This is a genomic window from Alloalcanivorax dieselolei B5 (assembly GCF_000300005.1).
In the GTDB taxonomy this organism is placed as follows: Bacteria; Pseudomonadota; Gammaproteobacteria; order Pseudomonadales; family Alcanivoracaceae; genus Alloalcanivorax; species Alloalcanivorax dieselolei.
In genome coordinates this window covers 2,285,725-2,305,808 of sequence record NC_018691.1, presented here as the reverse complement: position 1 = coordinate 2,305,808, position 20,084 = coordinate 2,285,725, and the positions used below count along the sequence as shown (strand labels likewise).

The 20,084-nt window shown below is 57.6% G+C and carries 16 protein-coding genes; 11 read left to right on the top strand and 5 right to left on the bottom strand.

Annotated elements, in window-relative coordinates; all coding sequences use genetic code 11:
• The first annotated feature begins 227 nt into the window (after positions 1-227).
• From B5T_RS10375 to B5T_RS10360, 3 genes are all read left to right on the top strand, one after another.
• A complete protein-coding gene (locus B5T_RS10375; RefSeq protein WP_014994454.1) occupies positions 228-1,709 on the top strand; it encodes a hypothetical protein in 1,482 nt (493 codons plus the stop codon).
• A 1,187-nt stretch (positions 1,710-2,896) separates the two neighbouring features.
• Positions 2,897-3,286 carry a hypothetical protein gene (locus B5T_RS10365; protein WP_022997619.1) on the top strand — a complete coding sequence of 130 codons (390 nt, stop codon included), beginning with the start codon at positions 2,897-2,899 and terminating at the stop codon, positions 3,284-3,286.
• The gene (locus B5T_RS10360; protein ID WP_014994452.1) at positions 3,283-4,779 is read left to right on the top strand and encodes a conjugal transfer protein TraG N-terminal domain-containing protein; all 1,497 of its coding nucleotides are present in this window, start codon (positions 3,283-3,285) and stop codon (positions 4,777-4,779) included. Before B5T_RS10365 ends, B5T_RS10360 begins: the two co-directional genes overlap by 4 nt.
• Before the next feature lie 12 nt (positions 4,780-4,791).
• Here the strand turns inward: B5T_RS10360 and B5T_RS10355 are convergent, their stop codons facing one another.
• The 5 genes from B5T_RS10355 to B5T_RS10335 all read right to left on the bottom strand — a co-directional run bounded on the left by B5T_RS10355 (position 4,792) and on the right by B5T_RS10335 (position 10,084).
• Positions 4,792-5,268 (bottom strand): hypothetical protein, encoded by a 477-nt coding sequence (locus B5T_RS10355; RefSeq protein ID WP_014994451.1) that lies wholly within the window; start codon positions 5,266-5,268, stop codon positions 4,792-4,794.
• Positions 5,269-5,391: 123 nt separating this feature from the next.
• The gene (locus B5T_RS10350; RefSeq protein WP_022997592.1) at positions 5,392-6,810 is read right to left on the bottom strand and encodes a UvrD-helicase domain-containing protein; all 1,419 of its coding nucleotides are present in this window, start codon (positions 6,808-6,810) and stop codon (positions 5,392-5,394) included.
• On the bottom strand, positions 6,797-8,530 hold the full coding sequence (locus B5T_RS10345) for an ATP-dependent nuclease (RefSeq protein ID WP_014994449.1): 1,734 nt from the start codon (positions 8,528-8,530) through the stop codon (positions 6,797-6,799). Before B5T_RS10345 ends, B5T_RS10350 begins: the two co-directional genes overlap by 14 nt.
• A 31-nt stretch (positions 8,531-8,561) precedes the next feature.
• Positions 8,562-9,617, bottom strand: a complete 1,056-nt coding sequence (locus B5T_RS10340) for a hypothetical protein (RefSeq protein ID WP_014994448.1) — start codon at positions 9,615-9,617, stop codon at positions 8,562-8,564.
• A 164-nt stretch (positions 9,618-9,781) separates the two neighbouring features.
• Positions 9,782-10,084, bottom strand: a complete 303-nt coding sequence (locus B5T_RS10335; RefSeq protein ID WP_014994447.1) for a hypothetical protein — start codon at positions 10,082-10,084, stop codon at positions 9,782-9,784.
• A 469-nt stretch (positions 10,085-10,553) separates the two neighbouring features.
• On the opposite strand from B5T_RS10335, the gene B5T_RS23120 reads away from it, so the two are divergent.
• The 8 genes from B5T_RS23120 to B5T_RS10295 all read left to right on the top strand — a co-directional run bounded on the left by B5T_RS23120 (position 10,554) and on the right by B5T_RS10295 (position 19,993).
• Positions 10,554-11,036 (top strand): hypothetical protein, encoded by a 483-nt coding sequence (locus B5T_RS23120; protein WP_145912259.1) that lies wholly within the window; start codon positions 10,554-10,556, stop codon positions 11,034-11,036.
• 75 nt (positions 11,037-11,111) lie between these two features.
• Complete coding sequence (locus tag B5T_RS10325) at positions 11,112-13,949, top strand: type VI secretion system Vgr family protein (protein ID WP_014994446.1); 2,838 nt, start codon at positions 11,112-11,114, stop codon at positions 13,947-13,949.
• Between the two features lie 56 nt (positions 13,950-14,005).
• Complete coding sequence (locus tag B5T_RS10320; protein ID WP_014994445.1) at positions 14,006-15,649, top strand: hypothetical protein; 1,644 nt, start codon at positions 14,006-14,008, stop codon at positions 15,647-15,649.
• Complete coding sequence (locus tag B5T_RS23450; protein WP_014994444.1) at positions 15,646-16,794, top strand: hypothetical protein; 1,149 nt, start codon at positions 15,646-15,648, stop codon at positions 16,792-16,794. Before B5T_RS10320 ends, B5T_RS23450 begins: the two co-directional genes overlap by 4 nt.
• A 10-nt stretch (positions 16,795-16,804) precedes the next feature.
• A complete protein-coding gene (locus tag B5T_RS10310) occupies positions 16,805-17,620 on the top strand; it encodes a hypothetical protein (protein WP_014994443.1) in 816 nt (271 codons plus the stop codon).
• A gap of 291 nt (positions 17,621-17,911) precedes the next feature.
• Positions 17,912-18,688, top strand: a complete 777-nt coding sequence (locus B5T_RS23605; RefSeq protein ID WP_014994442.1) for an STY4534 family ICE replication protein — start codon at positions 17,912-17,914, stop codon at positions 18,686-18,688.
• Between the two features lie 115 nt (positions 18,689-18,803).
• Positions 18,804-19,310, top strand: a complete 507-nt coding sequence (locus tag B5T_RS10300) for a JAB domain-containing protein (protein WP_014994441.1) — start codon at positions 18,804-18,806, stop codon at positions 19,308-19,310.
• Between the two features lie 89 nt (positions 19,311-19,399).
• On the top strand, positions 19,400-19,993 hold the full coding sequence (locus B5T_RS10295) for a DUF3275 family protein (protein WP_014994440.1): 594 nt from the start codon (positions 19,400-19,402) through the stop codon (positions 19,991-19,993).
• The last annotated feature ends 91 nt before the right edge of the window (positions 19,994-20,084 follow it).

Genomic DNA, 20,084 nt, shown 5'->3' with positions numbered 1-20,084 from the left:
GGTGTCGCGGAGCCTCCGAGTGACCTCCCCATACTCCGGTGGTTCCCTACATCGGGATCGCTAAGCCACAAAAATGTCACCTGTCATTTCATTATTAAGAAGGAAAATATTTGTTTTTCAAATCAAACCCAAGAAACAAGTAAGAATTGTAATTATTAACATTTCTGCAATTTCATTATTCAAATATTTCCCACTCCAACAAATCGCGCATAAATAAGGAGATTCAAATGCGCCGGCTATTTTTAATTCTACTGACGCTCATATCTGCAACGGCATTCGCCGCGGACAAAACCCCAACTTTTATTGGGTGTAACGACTGCCAGTCTCTATCTAACGCACAAGACAAAGCATATCTTGAGATAAAGAAAAGCTACTCGGTCACAGGAAATGCCAGGAAATTTGAGTATTACGGATACAACATTTCCGAGACCTACTATGTCTTCAACCGCGCCACATCAACTGTTTATCCGTTAAGCACAAGCTGTGGCCCGTCTATGAGAGGGCAGGAATGGGCGGAGTGCAAAATCCAGGAAGACCCTAGATTGCAGACAAGCGATCCTCTTGGCATCTCCATAAGCAATTTAATTGGAAAATATAGAGACACCTTTCTTTGCAGCGACTGCAATTCCTTTTCTGACGCCGCGTATGCCGCTTTCATTCGAACCGAAACCATTAGTACCGTTATCGGCGAGTACTACAACTATGGCAGCTGGCAGCCTCCGAGAACGACTTATTACCTAGTTCTCGATATAGTCAACAAGAAAGCATATCAGGTAACCCAGCAGTGTGTTGAGATGACACAACCAAACCACTATGGCTTCAAATCCAGTTGCGGATTTAGTGCCCGCTTGGAAACAAATCCATACACCACCGATCTGGCGGAATCGCTTGGACTTCTCCATGAAAATGGCGCCATTATCTACCAAGCGTTAAAAACTGAATCTGAAGGCAATTTGATAGCGCGCGCAATAAGCATCGACATATCGAACCAAGAAGTTCCTGCCGCTGTTCTGCCATCCGCATGGGACCTGGTAGGCGCGAACTACAACCAGAACATGGTTATAGATTGGTATAACAACAAGACCGACTATTTCGCCCAAATAGAGTTCACCGGATGGAGACTTTTAGAAGGGCTGGGCTTCATTGAAGGCATCCGCGTCCCCCTTAGCTTTTCGGACGGATCAACGGCCTGGTTTTCCGTAGATTCCGCACCAACAGGTAATTTCGGAAACATTCCAATGAGTTCGGATGGTGCCTTTCTTGTTGGCAAAGATACTGACTTCAATTCAATCTTCGCGGAGCGTAGTGACTACAGTGGAACAGCATTCAAATTTTCAAGCGGAGGGCGGGATGCCTTTCTTAAATTTGTCGACGCGCTTGGGAGAATCAGTGGCGGCCCTGTACTGTACGAAGGCGTAACCAAGGAAGGTATCGAAAGTGGAAAACCGGTTTTAGTCTTCGGAATGGTAGGCGGAGGCGTTTCTATCAGGTATGTCAGATCCACCGACAACCCTCAGAATCCAGGTAACAATGGGGGCTCATTTGACTTCGGTGGACTTGCTCCTGGTGAATCCGACTACGGCTGGCCAGATGATTTCTACTATCCGGAGTTTCCAGATTACAACACGCCGGAGTACGACATAGATGTTGGTCCAGCCACAGTGACAGAAGAATGGTATGATTGTTACACAGACCCCCAATGCAAATAGGTCAGATATAGCATGCAAGCACAAAGCATATACCAACTAATCCTTATACTGGTCGCGCTCCTTTCTATTGGACCGATGATCGGCGCGGTGTTGCTTGCAAAGAAGAAAACATCGACACCGAAGACGACTATATTTGTGTGCTTTATACTTTGTTTCCTTCCACCACTGCCGTATATATACGTAGCCATATTGTCCCTTAAGAAGGATATCTAGACCAATCAGGACAGGGGGACCTCTTCCCCTGCCCTGCCACGCCGACGCACATTCGATCTCTCTTGCCTTTGTTTGGTAATATGTTTCATCGCCACCACATACGGAAAAAGCGGCCCCATTTCTGGGGCCGTGGGGTCAGGCTCGATAGGAAATAAAGGAAAAGTCATGAACGCCATGACGCCTATCGGTCATGCGGGATCGCACTTTACCGATATGGCAAACCAAAATATGACGCAATCCGTTCCAATCTGCAACGTTCACTAAATCCAGGCAGACACAGCCAAAAACCATGGCGTGCTATGTTCGCGTCTCAGTAATCGAGTAATCGGATTCAAAAATGCGAGTCAGTCCTCTGCATACTGCAAAAGAACCGGGGCGATCAGCGTACACCCCTTCCAGCCCCAATAGATCCGGTGATGTTGGATTTCGCCCTCTCGAATCTCCATGACCTCAACGAGATCAATCTGGTCACCCTCGTCCGTTTGTCGGGGGTACTCCCAAATGAGGGTGTCCCCTTGGCTGAACCAGACATCCGTGCGATACCAGCGCACCAGCGGATTGGGGCACCGGCGTGCGCCCTCATCCAGGAAACGCTTGATTGCCGTCGCCCATGCAAAATGCCCTCTGGCATGTCGTCCAAAATGGCTGGGACCAGAGGGCTCTCCAATATCGCATCATCCGCGTAAAGGGCGATCAGCGCCGCCTGGTCCGAGGTACTGGCAGCACGGTGCCATTCCGCCCAGATACGCTCATGGTCCGCATTCCCTGTCATTCCCAAACCTCCGGTTAGCGCACTAGTTCATCAGGGAAACACTATCTCGGGACTGTGACAGGTTCTGTCAGGAGTATCTCAAGAGCCGATTACCGTATTCCATATCGTAATTCTCACACGCCCCGTTTGAATTCCCCATTGATCCGAATCGCACCGCGGGCAGCATGGTCAGCATCGTGATTGTCAGACACCGGATCCCGCCATGCCTGAACGCCCCGCCTGGTACCACCCTGCTCGTTGGAGCCACCTGTCCCGCTGGACGCTGTTTTTGAGCCTATGGGCCATCCTGCTTGGCTTGAGCTTGGCGGTGACCACCATCGGCAGCCTCCTAGCGGGTGGTCTGCAGGAATGGCATGCCCTCATGACCCGCCTGACGCCGTGGTGGGTGGTCTGGCGCTTGGGGCTTTATCTCGTTATAGGGGCACTCTACTGGCGCCGGTGGCGGCCCAGGATCCTGGACTCCGTCGCCCGGGATCAAGATGGCGGTGCCGCCGCGCGATACCGTCTACGCCGCAGTGAGCGGGCTGTTGTGATCGTTATCGCCACCTTGGAGTTGTTCAACATTCTGTCTTACGCCGGAGGTACCCAATGAGCGCGGATCTGATGACCTTCGGATATTTCGAGCATGTCGTTTTGGTGCTCGGCTGGGTGGTGAACAACGCCATCTGGGGCATGCTCAACGAGAGCATGGTCGCCGCCCTGCCCTTCGTTGCTCTGGTGCTCAGAGAATGGTACCAAGCCCGCCGGGAGGGAGAGGACGAAGGCAACAAAGGCTTGCTCACGCTGAACCGGATCGAGGCCGGTTTCTACGCCATGATCCTGATCTACGGCTTCTGCACCGCGCCGATCATGAGCGTTAACTTCCAGACGGGCGAATACGACCAAACGCACTTCCAGCAGTGCGGCACCACCGTCTACGACAGCACCGGGGGTACTGGTGCTGGGATGTCGGCCCAAATCCCTCTGTGGTGGGCGGCCGTTCACGCGGTGTCTCACGGCGCGACCAATGCCGCGGTGGCCTCCCTACCCTGCAAACCGGCCTACCAGCACGTCGCTCAGAAGCTGGATGAAACGGTCGTCAAAGACCCCAAGCTGCGGTATCAGCTGAACGAATTTCAGCAGTGGTGTTTCGGGATGGCGCGCACCAAGCTACTGCGCGATTCCGACGGCAACAGCGTACCGCCAGATGTGACGCTTGATGTGGACTGGATCGGGTCCAGCTACTTCCTTAACACTCCTGGTTATTACGACAGCCTGTACGCCGACAAGCCGACTCAGGGCTTTCCGTATGATGCCAACCGGGATGCAGGGCGATCCAGCACCGGACCCGGCCAGCGGGGCTATCCCACTTGTAAGGAATGGTGGGAAACGTCGGGCGTGGGCCTGCGGTCCCGCTTGATGGACCAGGTGGATGCGGACACCCAAAGCGCCCTCTCCACGGTATTCGGGACCAGCTCCGCCGAGGATGCGGCCCTGCGCCGGGTGCTCAAAGGCAACCCCCGCCCGTCCCGGAAGCCAGGTTACGGCAGCACCTTTGCGGACGAGGGGCTGAGTGGCTGGGTGGCCCGCCTGGCCAACGACGCGGCTGGGTTTGTGGGGATGGGGGCAGCCGCCGCAGCAGCTGCCCCTGCGAAAGCGATCATGGTGGACGCCCTGCCCATGGTGCAGTGGTTGACGCTGATGGCCATGATCATGGCTTTGCCCTTCATCCTGGTGTTTTCCGGGTACTCCTGGAAAGTGACCGGCCTCGTCACCTTCATCATGTTCGGCACCGTCTTTATGACGTTTTGGTGGCAGTTGGCGGCGTGGTTGGACAACAACCTGACCGAGATACTCTACGGTGCGGACATGGAAGGCTGGTTGGCGGGCATCGGGAACAGTAAAGAGAAGAGCATCCGGTGGTTCGTCAGTTTCTCCATGTACCTGGTGCTGCCCGCACTGTGGATGGGGATGCTGGGATGGGCGGGGTATAAAGGTGGAGATGCCGCCTCCAAGGCTATCAACGGCGGACAAGGAGAGGCTAAATCGGCCAGCGGAAAAGGTGGGGAGGCCGCCACGAAACACGTGACAAAAGGCAAGCTTTAAGCCTGCCCTGCTTTACCAGTTATAAGGATTTTCTTGAGAATTATCTAACTGATTGTAAGAAGGGTGACCGTCCTTTCTCTCTTCATCATCGGACTCGCCGAATGATGAGCCCGTGCTCTCTGTGTAAGCCAAACTACGCACGCAGAAAACAATAATCTGAGGCACAAGAGCCGCAACCGCAATCCACGCCAGCCAATGCCCGAATACAAGTAGTAGCAGGGGCAAACCAATGAGCAGCGCCGCCAGGATCCAGCCCGTCTGACGACCAGAAGCCTTACCTTTGGCCGTGGGCGCCGGTTCGGGGCTCTCTGCCCAGGCGCGAGCCTCTTCAGCACGGGTTCCCGCTTCCTGGTTCTGAGCCTTCGGACGTTTTGCGCGCAGGCAATCCCGCCACGCCATCGGTTCGGAGGCCGGCTGCTGCGCCTGCTCCGTCCAATGCCGAGCGTTTTCGGCTTTACGTTTTTCCTGGTTCAGGATCTCACGGGTCATGACGCCCTCCAGGGCCGTCGCACCTGTTCAATTAATGGGCAGTTTGCCTCAGTGGGTGTGGCAGAGCAAGTAAGGCATAGACATTCTTGCGTCATGCATATGTACTGTTTCTCCCAACTCGTTCTACCCAAGGAGAGGGCTTGCACTACACACAACAAGCTGCATGGAACCCCGGGTCATTGCGACATACAGGTTCTGAGCGCTCATGCCTTCGGGATTCAAAAGCACGACCACTTCCGCCTCCAATCCCTTGAGCAGCAGCGTGCTACCAACAGCTCGCTTGGGCAGCGAACGTCCCAACAATCTGTTTTCCTCGCGCACTCGTATCGCGGCCTCTTCCAATGGAACTATCCCCGTCGAGGCCTCCCTGAGTGCTTTGAGCACACCGTAGAAAATAGCAGGACGATGCACTCGCACATTAGGAAGTGCACGCAGTGCCGACAACAACGCAGCTGCCGCAGCCAAAGACGGAGTATGCCTAAACTCTAACGCGAGTTGCTCAGCTTCGTTCGGGGGGTTCCTTGCTGTTCCCCGCATCAGTGTTTCCATTCGCCGTATCAGCTCCGAGACACCAGCATTGGTCATGACACTCTTCACAAATGTCAGAAGCCGCCCAAGAGCATCTTGTGCGAAAACGTCGAAGCTGCTGCAGAACACGATGAGGTCCTGCAGGTCGACAGCTTCAACTGTTGAGGCTCCCGGAGTCTGGCTTGCAAAGTTCTGTTGAGCCGACCGGTTGCGGCTATCGGCGATAATAAGCACCCTACCATCAGCAGCAGGTGGGGCTGTCCTTGCCGCAGCCAAGCGCTGCTGATGGTCATTGGGAGGGATAGTCTGCACCCAGCTCACATGCTCCGGCGGGCCGCTACGCAAATCCACCCGCTGTCCAACTGCCAGTAATCGGCGGGCTTCTAGCAGCCACTGTCCAAACGCTTCAGCTCCCGCGTTCCGCCACCTCCAGGGTGTCTCCAGCTCGCCGACGACGGGAAAATGTGTGCAAACCTGCTGATTCCAGTCCGCCAGCACATTGCCCCGAAACCCGAAGATGGCCTGCATCGGGTCGCCCAGCACGCATGTTGGCAGGATGAGCGAAAGAAAGTAGACAATGCGGTGCTGAGGCACCGAACAGTCCTGATACTCATCAACAATGAGATGCGCATACGAGGCTTTAAGCACTTCGCTGACGTGCCCAGCCTCTAGCAGCTTCCAAGCAGTTTCCCGGATCACGGGGTAGTCACGCGCTGGCGCAGCCAACCGAAGAATTTCCGGATCATGGGCACTCCGAGCGGGAAAGGTCGAAATGAGCCGTATGGCCCAGCCATCGATGGTGCTCAGTCGATAAGCTTTAGTCGGAACCCCCGCGCGATCCAATCGGGCTCGCAGTGCAGCAACCCCCGCGTTTGTATGTGTCAACACGAGAATGGGCTTGCTTTCCCGGTGAGCCCGCAAGGTCTGAGCGATCAGTTCCGTCTTGCCACAGCCGGCCGGTGCGGTGATAGTGCCGCGCTCGACCGCGCGGAGGTCTATTTCAGCGCGGCTCATAGGCGGCCCACTCAAATACCTGATCCATCAGCGCCCGGAACCCCTGATCGCACTCGGTCAGGTCCGGAGCAACGATGGTTCGTGCTACCTCTTCCATCCAAGAGATGGATTTGAACCAGCCAGCCTTGCGAATACGCGCCGCCTTACCAAGGGTAGCCCTGTGCTCGACTGACAGTTCCCCAGTGGTCTGAATCTCGTCCCAGACAGCCTGAAAGGTAAGCGTATTGTTCGAGACTGTGCAGAGATGATGAAAGATCAGATCGCCATGGAGTTCGTCCGCAAAGCTGATCAACTTCTGGCAAGCCGCCGGTGTGAGGCTGCCGAACAACTCGTCCTCCAAGGCCCGTCCTGCACGGTAGGCGACAACCGTGCCGCCCTTCTGAATAAAAGCCTGTTCGACGGTAGGAGTAGGTTGTTTGTCGTCATCACGCACTACCATCACCCGATAACCCAAGTCTTGAAAGGCTGCCGCGCGGGCATACGGACGGTCCGTGTCCCCACCACCGCAATCAACCAGGGCCACGCCCAATGCCGCCAGAGACACATTTCCTTGGTCGAGCCTGTACAGATCCAGGCCGCGCAATAAGCCGATCTCGCTAGCCCCCTCGCAAATGATCACGGACCTCGCGAGGAAGGCTTCGGGATAGAGGCGAATTGTACTCTGGATTCCGTCACCGTTACCGACCAGACGCACTTCGTGGCCGTCGGGGCATTGGCGTAATACGAAGAGCTGGCCCCCCGACAGCTCCCTCAACGCCACGGAGGAATGAGTTGTGAGGAACGCCTGGAGAGTAGGAGTCTGCTCCTTGGCGCCAAGGGAGCCCAGGAAACGGGTGATGCGATGAGGCTCCAGGCCATACTCCAATTCATCCGATAACACGATCGAAGTCTTAGCCGCCGCTTTCTGCTGCAGACCGGCGATAAGCAGGCGCGTGGAGCCGACCCCCAGGCTACGAAGCGGGATGCCACTGTGGTTGTGAAGGGAAATGGAGCCTCCCCCGAAGGATACCGAGTGCGAATCGAGAAGCGCTTTGGCCCCGGCGCCGATGTTGACGCCCAACTCCTTCGCGGTCAGCGTGACGATTCCCAATGCTTCCCTCAGTTGTTGCTCTGCTTTGTCTCCAAAGGCGCTACGGGCATCTCTGGCTGCCTTGACCAGAGCAGCCGAGGCATCGGCTCTTTCTTCCGAGATGCGGTTCAGGACAGAACCTCGCCGCCATCCCAGGTTGAAGTCTGCAAGCGCACCGATGCGAGTGGGGGCCAGTGCAACGCGATCCTTCCAGGCCAGTGTCTTGACGATGCCTTGCTGGGTAGCCCGATCGGAGATGAGCGTCCACGAAGGCTCCAGGTCACTGGCAACCGTCAGGTTCAGGCAGAGAACCACCTCTGCGTCGGCGGAGGGTTCGCCTTCGACGATGCCCGTGGAGGCGTGGTATCCGCACAAGAAGGTACCAAAACTCTCCAGCGTCCTCATGCTGTCATCGAGGTTGCCAAGGGTCAGCGTGATGCTGATCGGATTCTCGATATCCAGGCCAAAGAAGTCGGCATCCGAGAACTGGAAATTCCTCCTGGCTCCCAGGCACAAGTCAATCGCGTCCAGCACCGTGGACTTGCCGCTGTCACCCGGACCGATCAGGCAGTTGATACCAGGCGACGGGCACCAAGCCAACCGCTGGATACCGCGGAAGTTCGCAATCTCGATTTTTCTGATCTTTGCCATGTATAGCCTCTCCAGATTTCCCACAACGCCTTCACGAAAGCTTGGCACCAAAGTGCTTAACAAAATAATCGATCATCTTTGCCGCCTGCCCCACTTGACGGAACTGCTTTTGTTCGGTGAAATCGATCGACGGCATCAAGTGGATCAACTGGTCATCCGCATACAGCGACATCACGGCCTGCGGTTCCAACAACGGAGATCGCCAGCCTTCTAATCCATTAGCGGCGTCAATAGCCGCTCCAATCATAACGTCGGCAACCTGCACCGCAGGGCTGATCTTCGAGTCGATCTGGGTCACGGAAGACAGCTTGAGCGGGAATCGAATGCCCGTGATTTGCGTCTGCTTGAATTCGACCTCATCTTGATGGTCAATATAGCGTTGCAGCAAATTATGATAAGTGAGCAAATTCTTCGATTGATCGTGGTCAACCCGGTAGGGCCCCTCCGCCATCACCTCCATCCGAGTAATCAAGGACTGCAGAACAACCATCGCCGCGTCGGTTGAAACACCCGGCGTGGCGATCGCTGACAGGCACTCGGGGGATGCCAGGGCCAGCGGCCCCAGCGCTTCAGGTAGTTTTCGCCAATCGAGAGTTCTGGCAGCCGTCACCAAAGCACGTAAAGCCTCCGGTGTCTTATCCTTGACTGCCCTCTGGAAGGCGGAGAGTAACCCTTCAAATGCTGCCCGTCCGAGCAGTGTTGGGCCGACGGCGTATAGCAATGAGGCCAAAGCATAATTCTGCCCGTCCTTATAGAAGTCCAGGTCCCGTTCGTAATAGAACGGCTCGGCCGCGTAGTCCAGAAACATGAGCAACAGCAGGAAGCGCTTGTCGCAGATATAGGTCACACATTTGTGCTGAGACAGCACAGCATGTTGCAATTCCAATAGTGGCTGCCTATAGCTTGATCGGCGGGCGAGTGAACGATATTTGAGTTCGGGTGCCTGTAATTTGGGGAAGTGCTCTCGGATCAGTCGCGCAGCCTCATCGTTTCCAAGTGCAACCGCCGTGGCCCCTTGAAGGCGCTGATCCGGATTCAGCAGATCAAACCCGGTGTAGCCGCTTTCATCAATGGAAAAACACTCCATACCCCCTCCTCCTACATGCCAAGAGGTAGTCAGACTCACTGGCCCTATTCGCGCGCGGCCCCTACTACACATCCCCAAACTAGCCTACCGATACCTTATCCTTACAGACACAAAATGAACTTATCTGGATAGAAAAACACAGCCGCTTTTATACCTCCTCCATTCTATTGGAAATGCCTTTCTTTTAGGATTTCGAGAAGCCTCACGACCACCAATGAGAAATAGGTCACAGTAACTACGCACAGCAGTAAAACAGCTGCGATAACGACAGCCACGCCATTGATCGGCACCCCGTTGTTTACAGCGATGATAAAATCGGGCCCGACTTGATGTAGGGGCATAGAAAACCAAGCCGCCTCCATTGATGCTATCCCTAGGAGTATCACGACGGCCCAGCTCGGCAAATCAGAGAACTTAACGGGCTTGCGTGATCCATACCAATTTAAAAACCGTTTAATTTTTTTCATAATCTATCACCTCGTCGAGTACTGGAGACGATAGATTAATCGATCTTTAGTACCCAATGTGTTTTGTGGAGGGCGAGCCCCCCCGATAGAAAATTCGGCTAGACTCGATATCGCACCGAAAGCAAAGGTTATCTCGCTCCCGAGTGCTCACCAACCGTCGTAGCGCGTCGGTTGTCCTCGCAGCTCTTGCTCACCGACATGACCCTACCCCAATCCAGAATAGGTTGCAGGAGTCACTGGATCTGACACGCAGAATCCTCCCCTGTGGGGGTGAAAAGGGCATTGGCTCGTCGTAGATCCTTATGATTGGCTCTACGCTCCACACAGCACCCACGCACCAGCTTATCCAGAGCCCGTGTGAATCTACCAGCCCCGTTCAACCCGTTGTGGATTGTCCTTGATGACAGGCGCGATCTTGGTACTCTCATGGCCTCATGGGTTTCATCAGATCAACTGGGATGATCGACACATGACACATGACGAGAGACAGGCACGAGACGCGCCGGGGATAGACTGGCACGCCCTGTTTGAGGATTACCAATGGCAGGCGCAGCGGGTTCTGGATGAACACGCCGAACTGCGCCGCCGAGACCCTTTTCATCCTGATGCCTACCCCGACACCCTTCGCATTACATTCCCCGGTGGGGCTGAATTGCTGCTGGCTGACACCGTGGTGATACGCGCAGAACAGATGCAAGTACATTGTAGAGACCAATGGATGTCACCGGAAGCTTGCCTAAGCGCCGGCGTGATAAGCGGAATCACCGCTCTTTCCGCCAACGGGCATCTTCTGACTTTCACGGAGGATACCCGGATTCAGCGCTATGGTTGTCATTCCCGCCTTCGGGCCACTGGCGGAGATGTTGCTCCGACACGACATAATGGCCAGACGGTCAAGACGTATCTTGTATGGGTAACGGGCACCCTTCAAGGGATCAGCCCTCCAGGTTGACGCCCTGCCCGAGCTTGCTATGCTTCGCTGAACTCAGCCGGATTCGCTGATGATAGATATTGGAGAAGGATTTCCATGACCGATCCCTTTTCGCTTGGCCGCGATATCCTGGCTGCCCTGGCCACCCCACTCCAAAACCAACGCCTGATCGAAGTCGACGCCGCGGCGGAAGGCCTGGTGGTGGAGCGCTTCCGGGGCCGCGAGGAAGTCTGTGGCGAGTACACCTTCACCATCGACTGCTTCATTACCGGCTCGGACCGTCGGGATGAGGACATTGGTGACGTCTTGAACGGCCAGCCGATGACGCTGTCCCTGCGCTGTCCGGATGGCGGCTGGCGCCGCTGGCACGGTGTCTGTGTAGACTCCTATCAATACCGGGACATGGACGGTTTGCCCCGCTGCGAGCTGGTCCTGGGTTCCTGGAGCTTCTGGCTGGAAGAACGCTTGAACAGCGAGATCTTCCCTCAGTGCTCCGCCCAAGACGTTATCGAGCGCATCATCGGCGAATACCCCGAAGCCGCCGTCCGCTTTGATCTCATGGCCCCGTTGCCGCAACGGCCCATGATCACCCAGTACCGGGAAAACCAGTGGGCCTTCTGTCAGCGATTGATGACGGAATACGGACTGGCCTGGCGTTTTGAGCATCGCCAGGACGGCCAAGAGGATGCCAAGGACGGCGGCCCGCCGGTGACTTTGGTGGTGTTCGACCAGCACGCCTGCCTGCCGGAAGGTCCCTCCCTGGATTTCCATAATGACCGCTCCGAGGAAAGCCGACCTTCGGTGACCCGCTTCACCGACGGTAGCCGCCTCACCCCCAACGCGGTGCAGGTGGCCAGCTGGCACAGCAGCAAGGTACGTACCGTCACTGGTCGCGCCGAAGCCACCGACCCAGATGGTCTGCCGGTACGGGAGATCTACTGGCACCGCCAGGATGCCCGCTTCGACAGCGCCGAACAGGCGGAACGGACCGCTGGCCACCATCTGGATGCCTTGCGGGTGTTACAACGGGTCCATCGCGGCGAAAGTCGGGTACGCACCCTGGCCACCGGTGAAGCCTTTACCTTGAGCGGCCATCCGCGTTGTGATGAAGGGCCCTATGTGGCTCTGGTGTTGGAACACGCAGCGGTGAACAACCTGGGCCACGCTGGCGAGCAGCTCGGCGACGACACCCTCAAGGCCGGCCAGTACCGCAACGCTTTCCTGGCCATTCCGGCCACCACTCCCATAGCCCCTGTGCCCCGCCCCAAGCCCGAGGTGGGCGGCCCGCTGCTGGCGAGAGTGGTGGGCCACCCCGGCGACGCCGTAACCAGCAGTCGCGACCACCAGGTGCGCATCCAATACACTTGGCAGCGCGGGGACGCTCCCAACCCCGGTGGCCTTAACGATGCCGGTGCCCCCCAATCGGGTCATGCCCCTGGCGATGCGTCTTCGGGGATTTGGGTGCCGGTGGCCGAGGCTCTGGCTGGTCCCAACTGGGGCGCCAACTTCCTGCCCCGGATCGATAGCGAGGTCTTGGTCGAGTTCCGCCAGGGGGATATCGACCAGCCAGTAGTCATCGGCCAACTCTACAACGGCGAAGTGAAGCCGCCGTTCGGTGTCGCCCGGGAAGACGGCACCAACCACGCCGGCACCGTCAGCGGCCTGCAAACCCGGGAGCACGACGGCCAGGGCGACCACAGCCCGACCCTGCAGCGTCTGCTGCTGGACGACACCCCGAAACAAGTGAGCGTGCGGCTAGAAACCAGCCTGGCCCGCAGCGGCCTGGGGCTGGGCTATCTGGTGGATTACAGCGTCACCCCGGGACCCACCCGGCGTGGCGCCCTGCGCGGTCAGGGCTGGGAACTGGCCACCCAGGCCTGGACCACCGTGCGCGCCGGCCGTGGATTGCTGATATCGGCCAGCGCCAAGGCCAAAGGCCAGGGCACCCAGATGGAAATGAACGAAGCGGTGGCCCAGCTCAAAGGCGCGGAACGCACCGCCCAGGCCCTGCATGACGCCGCCACCGCCGCCGGCGCGCCGGGCCTGGCCGGCAATGCCGCGCAAACCGCCTTCCGCGAGGCTCTGGACCCGCAAGTCGACGGCCGCTACACCGCTCCGGTGGCCGGCCAGTCGCCGTTCAAGCCGAGGCCCGGCAGCCGTGAAGACAGCGACCAGCCAGTGGAAACCTTCGCCGATCCGAAACTGGTATTGGAAAGCCCGGATCACATCGTCCTCAACAGCGACAAAAGCGCCGCCGCCATGGCCGGCGAGCACCTGCACATCACCACCCAGAGCGACGGCCACATCAGCGCCGGCGATAATCTCGCCCTGGCCAGCGGCGGCAGCGCCGGCCTCTACAGCCACAAAGGCCCGCTCAAGATCATCAGCGAAAACGGTCCGGTCTCCCTGCAGGCCAACGGCGGGCCGCTGGAACTGCTCGCCGACCAGGCCATCACCGCCACCAGCAGTGAAGGCAAGGTCAGCGTCCTCGCTAAGGAAAAAATCACCCTGCAAAGCGGCCAGACCGAAATCGTCCTCGACGGCGCCAACATCTTCTTCCGCTGCCCCGGTACCTTCACCATCAAAGGTTCCATAAAGTCGTTGGAGCCGGGCCAGGCCGGCAGCGTTTCGATACCAGCCCTGCCCTCTGCCAAGTCAGACCTTCCAACCCATGAGGCGGTGGATTGGATCGCGTTGGATTATCGAGATCCCGATACGGGGGTGGGCATCGCCCAGGCGGATTACGACATTCTGTTCCAGGACGGTTCCACGGTGTCGGGACAGTTGGACGCGAACGGCGAAGGCCGGCACGAACGAGTGGACAATAAGCCGGTGGAGAACGTGGTGTACAAACCGCGCACACCGGAGACCGATCAGCCCTTAGCCTCCCTCTTCGATCTTCAAATTCCAGACGCCGGTGATAACCATGCCTGAGACGCCAGGCACACCGGACTATCAAGGAAGCGTCGTTCAGTGAAGGAGTCACAAACATGAGCCCGCCTGGCAACGGCCCCGCAACGGAACAGGAGCTACGGGACGCCCTGGCATTCCTGACCGACACCTATGTCCGTTTTGATGAGGGGCGCCGCGATGTGGCGATCTGGCTTTGGGAAGCGATTCAGGGGGATTTCAACCTGGATCGCAGTACCGGACAGGTCACGTTCGACGCCGCGATTTCGATGATCCCGGTGGTGGATCAAATATGCGATGTGCGCGACATCATCGCGAACTGCATGCACCTCAATGAGGACAGCTCGGACAAATGGTCCTGGATCGCGTTGTGTCTGACGCTGATTGGCCTTATCCCCTCCCTGGGTTCACTGCTCAAGGGTGTGTTGAAGATCTTCTTCCTGTTTGTCCGCCGTTTTGGAGGGCGTCAGCTTGCCACAGCGATAGAAGAGGCCATGACCTGGGTGATCACTTTCCTGCGCAAGAAAGAGGTGGAGCAGTACTGGAAGGCCCTTAAGATCGACGACATCTTCGGCTATCTCGCCGACGAAACCCGCAAGTTGAAAGGAAGAGTAGATCCTGGAAGTCTGACTCGGGCGTTCGACACCGGCATCGCAAAATTTCGCGAACTGACGGACAAGGTGAAACTCGTCCCTGTCGTAGGGGCCCGCGCCCAAGCGGTCCTGGAGACCGTGCTGAAGATTCGCCGGCAATTCGACAACTATGTCGGCGAGGCAATTGCTCCGATCCAGGAGGTGCTGGACCAGATCATCCGCCGCCTGGACGCTGAGCACCTGCTGTACCGCGGCGCCCGGGTCAACACCCTCAACGTGCATTTCCGAGGAACACTGCCTCAAACCAAGGCCGTGACCTTGATGCGCCAGTCAGACCCACCGCCGCGGTGGTTGAAGGAAGGCGAGCCGCCGCACCCGGGGTTAAATCCTAAGGATGGGGATCTTATGGATGATCTACGGGGAGACTGGCTTGATTTATTGGAGGAGAAGCGGCTCACCAACAGCGACTTTCCAATGCTATCAGATAGGCAGATTACTACATTTCATCGTGTTCGCCCCGATGTCCTTGAGGGACCGCAAAAGCTATATCGTGTGACTTCACCCTCCAACGGCGCAGCCGGAGACTGCTGGATGTTGGAGGAAGACTTTATGAGGTTGATGAAACAGGCGGAGGACCCGAAAAGCGATTGGCGTCAATTCCTGGCGGTGTGGCCCCAGTGGAACCCCAATGGGCAATTCGTGGTGCTGGATATCCCCGCAGGAGGCCGTGTGAATGTGTGGCGTGGTCCCGCCGCCAGTCAGGTCTTGGAGCAAGTGCCTGAAATGGAAGGCAAGTATCTGGAAGGCGGATGGGAGCAAATCGTTATTATGACTGCAGATCAAGGCAATCCGACCGGTACCGTTTCAGATACTTTCCGGTTTTTCCGGCAGTCCGATGACATGAGTGGACGATTGGACCCGACAGAACTGGACTACTCCGCCTTTAAAGACTTACCAGAGGCAGAAAAGGCTCGTCACGTCAGTCTGCGGGAAGCCGTCAATGACCCGCGCATCCAAGGTCCCTATGATACTGGTTGGGGCACCACGGACTTCGACGCCCAGTTGGAGGACGTCAAACTGGGCCTGCCTAATCTGCCTGGGCAAGTGACGAAACAAGGAGACGGCTCATGAGCGGCTCGCCTATGACCCTGAACGTATGGCAAAAGCGTCAGGCCACGGTGCTGTATCACTACACCTCGCAGGCGTACTTACAGGGCCTGAAGGACCGGCTGGATGTGCTGATCGGTGACACGGAAATCACTCTTGATACGGCGCTTCAACAGGGCCGGGACCAGTACATCGCCAATCCGCGCTGGGGATGGCGGGACACCGCGGCCAACTGGAGCACCTACGGCTTCCCGGCGTTGAAGGAATGGCGGCAAAGTGTGATTCATCAGATCGCCCGGCGGGCCATTGAGGTTTATAGCAACACAGGCGCAGAAAACTGCTCCGGCATGCTCCGGAACCTATCCATGGGCTGGACTACCCCCGAGGAGGAAAAACAGTTCGAGGAGGCTTTCAGCGAAGTTTACGGCTATGCCACTTATATCGACAGCCTGATTGGACCACCAAAAAACATGACGGAAAGCGCCTTTAATTCGTATTGGTACGGCTCCCGCACTGACCCGAGCAACCCGGGGATAGCCCACCTTTTCCCCCGACTCCCCAAGTATGTCGTCCATATGGCTGTCGAAGCGGAGACGGGGAAGAAGCCGCCACGCACAGGCGTGTATGTACCTCAAGACGACCCGCTAGGGGCGCTCCAGTTTTGTTGGACAGGAGGGGAAACCAACGGCAGCCCTGGGAAATGCGTCACTTTCAATGATCTGGGAAGAAAGATCATTCAAGCAGCGGGAAGGGATAACTTTTGGGTCAAAGGCCCCGAGCTTGTTAACGCGGTCAAACAATACGCACCTTCGGAATACGAGACTTTTGTGCGCAACCTAAGAGGGCGCAACTTCTCCCCTTCGGAATTGGATAACCCGAATATGGCCAGTCGTTTCCTGAGAAACGAAGGTATGGCACTCAACTCCTGCAAGTGGTACTTCGTCGAACAGATTGAAGGCGAGTACGACGACGCTGTCGAGCCGGTTGATGTTCCGGTACGCCCTCCCCGAACCCCCGGTGGTCAGCCGTGCCCTGAGTCCGGCTGGTGGTTCACCCCGGCAAAAGCGGGCTCCCGCCGTTATTTCAAGAAGGGAGAGGTCATGCCGAGTTTCAAGGGCAGTGCTTACGGGGATACGTTCTGGCAGTGGGATGCCAGGCAGGGACAGTAAGACCTGAGCGATGAATCGACCAGCATATCCTTGCAAGAGCGGTTATCGGCACCGCACCCAGATCATCGGTGAGGCTTGGGACATTGATGGTGAACACTGGGCCGTCCGCAAGCGGGTGCGCTCCCCCCACGGTATTTTCATTGAATACGGCTGGCGGATGGACCAAGTGCCCGGCCCTGGCATCCCCTCTCGGGGTGTCAGCCTGATCCTCACGCCGGTATTGGCTCAGGCTCTGCATGACCTCCCTATCTTCAATGAGGCCAAGGCGGCCTTGGGGATCAGCCATACCGCCTTGAATCAGTTACGTCGACGGGTGGCCATGCGCCACCGGGACCAGTTGGACCGCTGGTGGCGGGACCGGATTGATGACCTTAAAACCCTGCCGATAGACACTTTCGCTCGCTGCTACGGCGTGCATCCGGACACCGTCAAGGCCTACCACCAGCGGCTGGTCGGCCCAACGCAGCCCGGCACCAACCGGACGTGGGAATACCAGAGGGTAAACCAACTAATGGTGATGTTTCTGGATCACCACGCCGACACCGGGTTCACCGACCTGCGGCACGCCAAGCAGAATCCCACCATCCCCATGGGGGAATACGGCTATCGAGAGGAGACCCCGCAAGGCCCGGTTTACTTGTTCACCTCCGACACGCTGGTCAAGGCCATTCCGGAATTCACACTCAAACGGATCTCCCGCGCCCTGGAGGCAACCGGTTGGGTGGAAGCCTCGACCTGGGTCAACGGCGAAAAACCCATACCGAAGCCACGACGCATCAGCGGGCGCCGTAGTCTGTACTATCACGTGCATCGCCCCAATTCGTGACCTTACTCCGGTGCGAAGGGTTGCGCTGGCCCCAAAAGCTTGACACCCCGCCGCCATCGTTGATTAGATATTGATCGAACACCCTCACCGCTGGGATAAGCGGCCCCTTGAAAAAAGCCTTATCGGATCGTGAAACGAGGCAGCCTTCGGGCTTCGATCCACTCTCAACCTTCGCCAGCCGGCAACCTTCGACACCTTTTTCACTTTCACCCCAACGGGGAAACACGTCCCCATGGGGCACGCTTATGCGTGGTGTTTCTCCGTGTTTTCTTAACGTTAAGGAGAATCACCATGAACCCAGCTCAGTCCACTCAACCGACTCAATCTACTCAAGAAAAGCAATACTTCGATCTGCACACCACCGGCATCGGGTACCTGAACCGTATCCGCGAGGTATCTCCCAAGAAGGGCAATCCCTTCCTGGCGTGCAACATCGCGGCGCTGTCCGGCGCCGCCGACGATGTGGTGTACACCCGCTTCGACTGCCGTGTCAGCGGCAAAGAGGCCGAGGCGTTGGTCCGGCAGTACGAGGACGCCGTGAAGCAGGATCAGAAAGTCTTGATCAGCTTCAAAATCGGCGACTTGTGGGCCGATACTTTCACTTACACCAAGGGTGACAAAACCGGCCAGACCGGCGTTAGCCTCAAGGCCCGCCTGCTGTTCATCAGTTGGATCAAGGTGAACGGTCAGTTGGTCTACAAAGCGGAAAAGGCGGAACGGCCGCAGTTGGAGCAGGATCCGTCCGGTCAAGCCAGTCAGGGTGGCCAGGACGATCAGGCTGAAGCCACGTCTTCCGAGGACAGCCCGGCACCCGCTGCCGAGGCCTCTTCCTCACCGAAGGAAGCACCGCGTCAGTCCGCGCAGATCGCACTACCTGAAACCGTTCAGTTGTCCAAGGACGCGCCGGACTTCCAGGAACGCAAAGCGGCGCTGAAGCAGCAAGGCTATCGCTTCGACGGTCAGGCTAAAGTGTGGCGCCTGCCCACAGATGCGGCCAAGTCCGCCATCGAGGCGCAACACCAAGCCAACGCCCAAGACTGGGCGCGCAGTGCTCAGGCCACCGCTTGATTTTTTTAACCCTCAATCCAGGCCCCGTTTTCGGGGCCCTTCATTCCACCCACCGTCCCGGGGGCCTTGCCCCACGGGGTCAGTGCCTCCTTAGATTATTCATCAGGAGGTTTCCATGTCGTTCAATAACGTCCCTGTCGTCCATGACGGCGCTCTCCGCACCCCCATCGACTACACCAGTATCCAAACGCACCCGGTTATTCGCGAAGCGATTGGTATCCTGGAGGCCCAGCTCTTCAAACGCGAAGCCTCGCTGACCAGCTCTCTAGCTGTCCGCGAATATCTCCGTCTGCAGTTGGCCAGCGAACCTTTGGAAGTGTTCGCCATCGTCTTCCTCGACAATCACCATGGCGTCATCGCCTACGAACCCTTGTTTCGAGGCAGCATCAGCGGCGCTGCGATCTACCCTCGTGCCGTAGTCAGACGGGCCATTGAGCACAACTGCTCCGCGGTCATCTTCGCCCACAATCACCCTTCAGGCGACACTGAACCCAGCCGGGCCGACCGGGATGCAACAACCCGTTTAAAAGCGGCCCTGGACCTGGTGGATGTCCGTGTTCTGGACCATTTCATCATCGGCAAAGGCACGCCTCTGTCCTTCGCCGAAGAAGGCTACTTGTAACCCCCCGGGGCTCATCGGCCCTCCCCCTTTTCCATTCCAAGCTCTGCCCTGCCCGCCAGGGCTTTTCCTTTCCTTCTGGAGTCTGTCCTATGATTTCCTTATCTGGCCAATTGGCCATCCGCACCATTCACGGGCGCAACGGCGCGTTCAACGTTGGCCGCCTTTCCACCTCCATCGGCGATTTTGTCGTCAAGAATGCGGAGCTGGATCAGTACCACGAAGGCAAGTACGACGGTGATTTTCTGATCACCGCCATCCGTCCCACCCACTACCTCGCTAACGGACGACTGGTGATCGAGATTCGCGCTCAGTTGGACGGTATGACGCTGTCCGGTATCGATGCCCTGAGCAACGACGATGCCAGCCGTCTCAGCACGGAAGAACCCGACCCGGCTGACGAGCCCATTCAGCCAACGGCCCCTGCCCCTCAACCCTCAGCGCCCAACGCTGCACCCGCACCGCCGGAGGAATCCTCCGCGCCCCAGGACACACCGTCCGAGGGCCAGGCGAACGCGGACGGGGACGACGCCAAGCTGTTTGGCCCCCTGTGGCCTCTCTCAGACGCCGTGAAACTCGACGCCACCGTGGACCGGCGCCGGCTCCGCCAACAGTGCGACCGGCTCCATCAACTGGGGTACGAGTTCGCGCCCCTCTCTCAGGACTGGCATCGCGTCAGCCCTTGAGAGCCCTTCTCACGTCATCAGCACCACGGTCCTGTGGTGCTTGCGCGCTGCGCTAACCCTTCGGTGTCTTGGGCCTCTGTCGGCCCGCACT

Bases quoted from the DNA above. Each gene is read 5' to 3' on its own strand.
- B5T_RS10375 (WP_014994454.1), top strand. From the start codon at position 228: ATGCGCCGGCTATTTTTAATTCTACTGACGCTCATATCTGCAACGGCA.
- B5T_RS10365 (WP_022997619.1), top strand. From the start codon at position 2,897: ATGCCTGAACGCCCCGCCTGGTACCACCCTGCTCGTTGGAGCCACCTG.
- B5T_RS10360 (WP_014994452.1), top strand. From the start codon at position 3,283: ATGAGCGCGGATCTGATGACCTTCGGATATTTCGAGCATGTCGTTTTG.
- B5T_RS10355 (WP_014994451.1), bottom strand. From the start codon at position 5,268: ATGACCCGTGAGATCCTGAACCAGGAAAAACGTAAAGCCGAAAACGCT.
- B5T_RS10350 (WP_022997592.1), bottom strand. From the start codon at position 6,810: ATGAGCCGCGCTGAAATAGACCTCCGCGCGGTCGAGCGCGGCACTATC.
- B5T_RS10345 (WP_014994449.1), bottom strand. From the start codon at position 8,530: ATGGCAAAGATCAGAAAAATCGAGATTGCGAACTTCCGCGGTATCCAG.
- B5T_RS10340 (WP_014994448.1), bottom strand. From the start codon at position 9,617: ATGGAGTGTTTTTCCATTGATGAAAGCGGCTACACCGGGTTTGATCTG.
- B5T_RS10335 (WP_014994447.1), bottom strand. From the start codon at position 10,084: ATGAAAAAAATTAAACGGTTTTTAAATTGGTATGGATCACGCAAGCCC.
- B5T_RS23120 (WP_145912259.1), top strand. From the start codon at position 10,554: ATGACACATGACGAGAGACAGGCACGAGACGCGCCGGGGATAGACTGG.
- B5T_RS10325 (WP_014994446.1), top strand. From the start codon at position 11,112: ATGACCGATCCCTTTTCGCTTGGCCGCGATATCCTGGCTGCCCTGGCC.
- B5T_RS10320 (WP_014994445.1), top strand. From the start codon at position 14,006: ATGAGCCCGCCTGGCAACGGCCCCGCAACGGAACAGGAGCTACGGGAC.
- B5T_RS23450 (WP_014994444.1), top strand. From the start codon at position 15,646: ATGAGCGGCTCGCCTATGACCCTGAACGTATGGCAAAAGCGTCAGGCC.
- B5T_RS10310 (WP_014994443.1), top strand. From the start codon at position 16,805: ATGAATCGACCAGCATATCCTTGCAAGAGCGGTTATCGGCACCGCACC.
- B5T_RS23605 (WP_014994442.1), top strand. From the start codon at position 17,912: ATGAACCCAGCTCAGTCCACTCAACCGACTCAATCTACTCAAGAAAAG.
- B5T_RS10300 (WP_014994441.1), top strand. From the start codon at position 18,804: ATGTCGTTCAATAACGTCCCTGTCGTCCATGACGGCGCTCTCCGCACC.
- B5T_RS10295 (WP_014994440.1), top strand. From the start codon at position 19,400: ATGATTTCCTTATCTGGCCAATTGGCCATCCGCACCATTCACGGGCGC.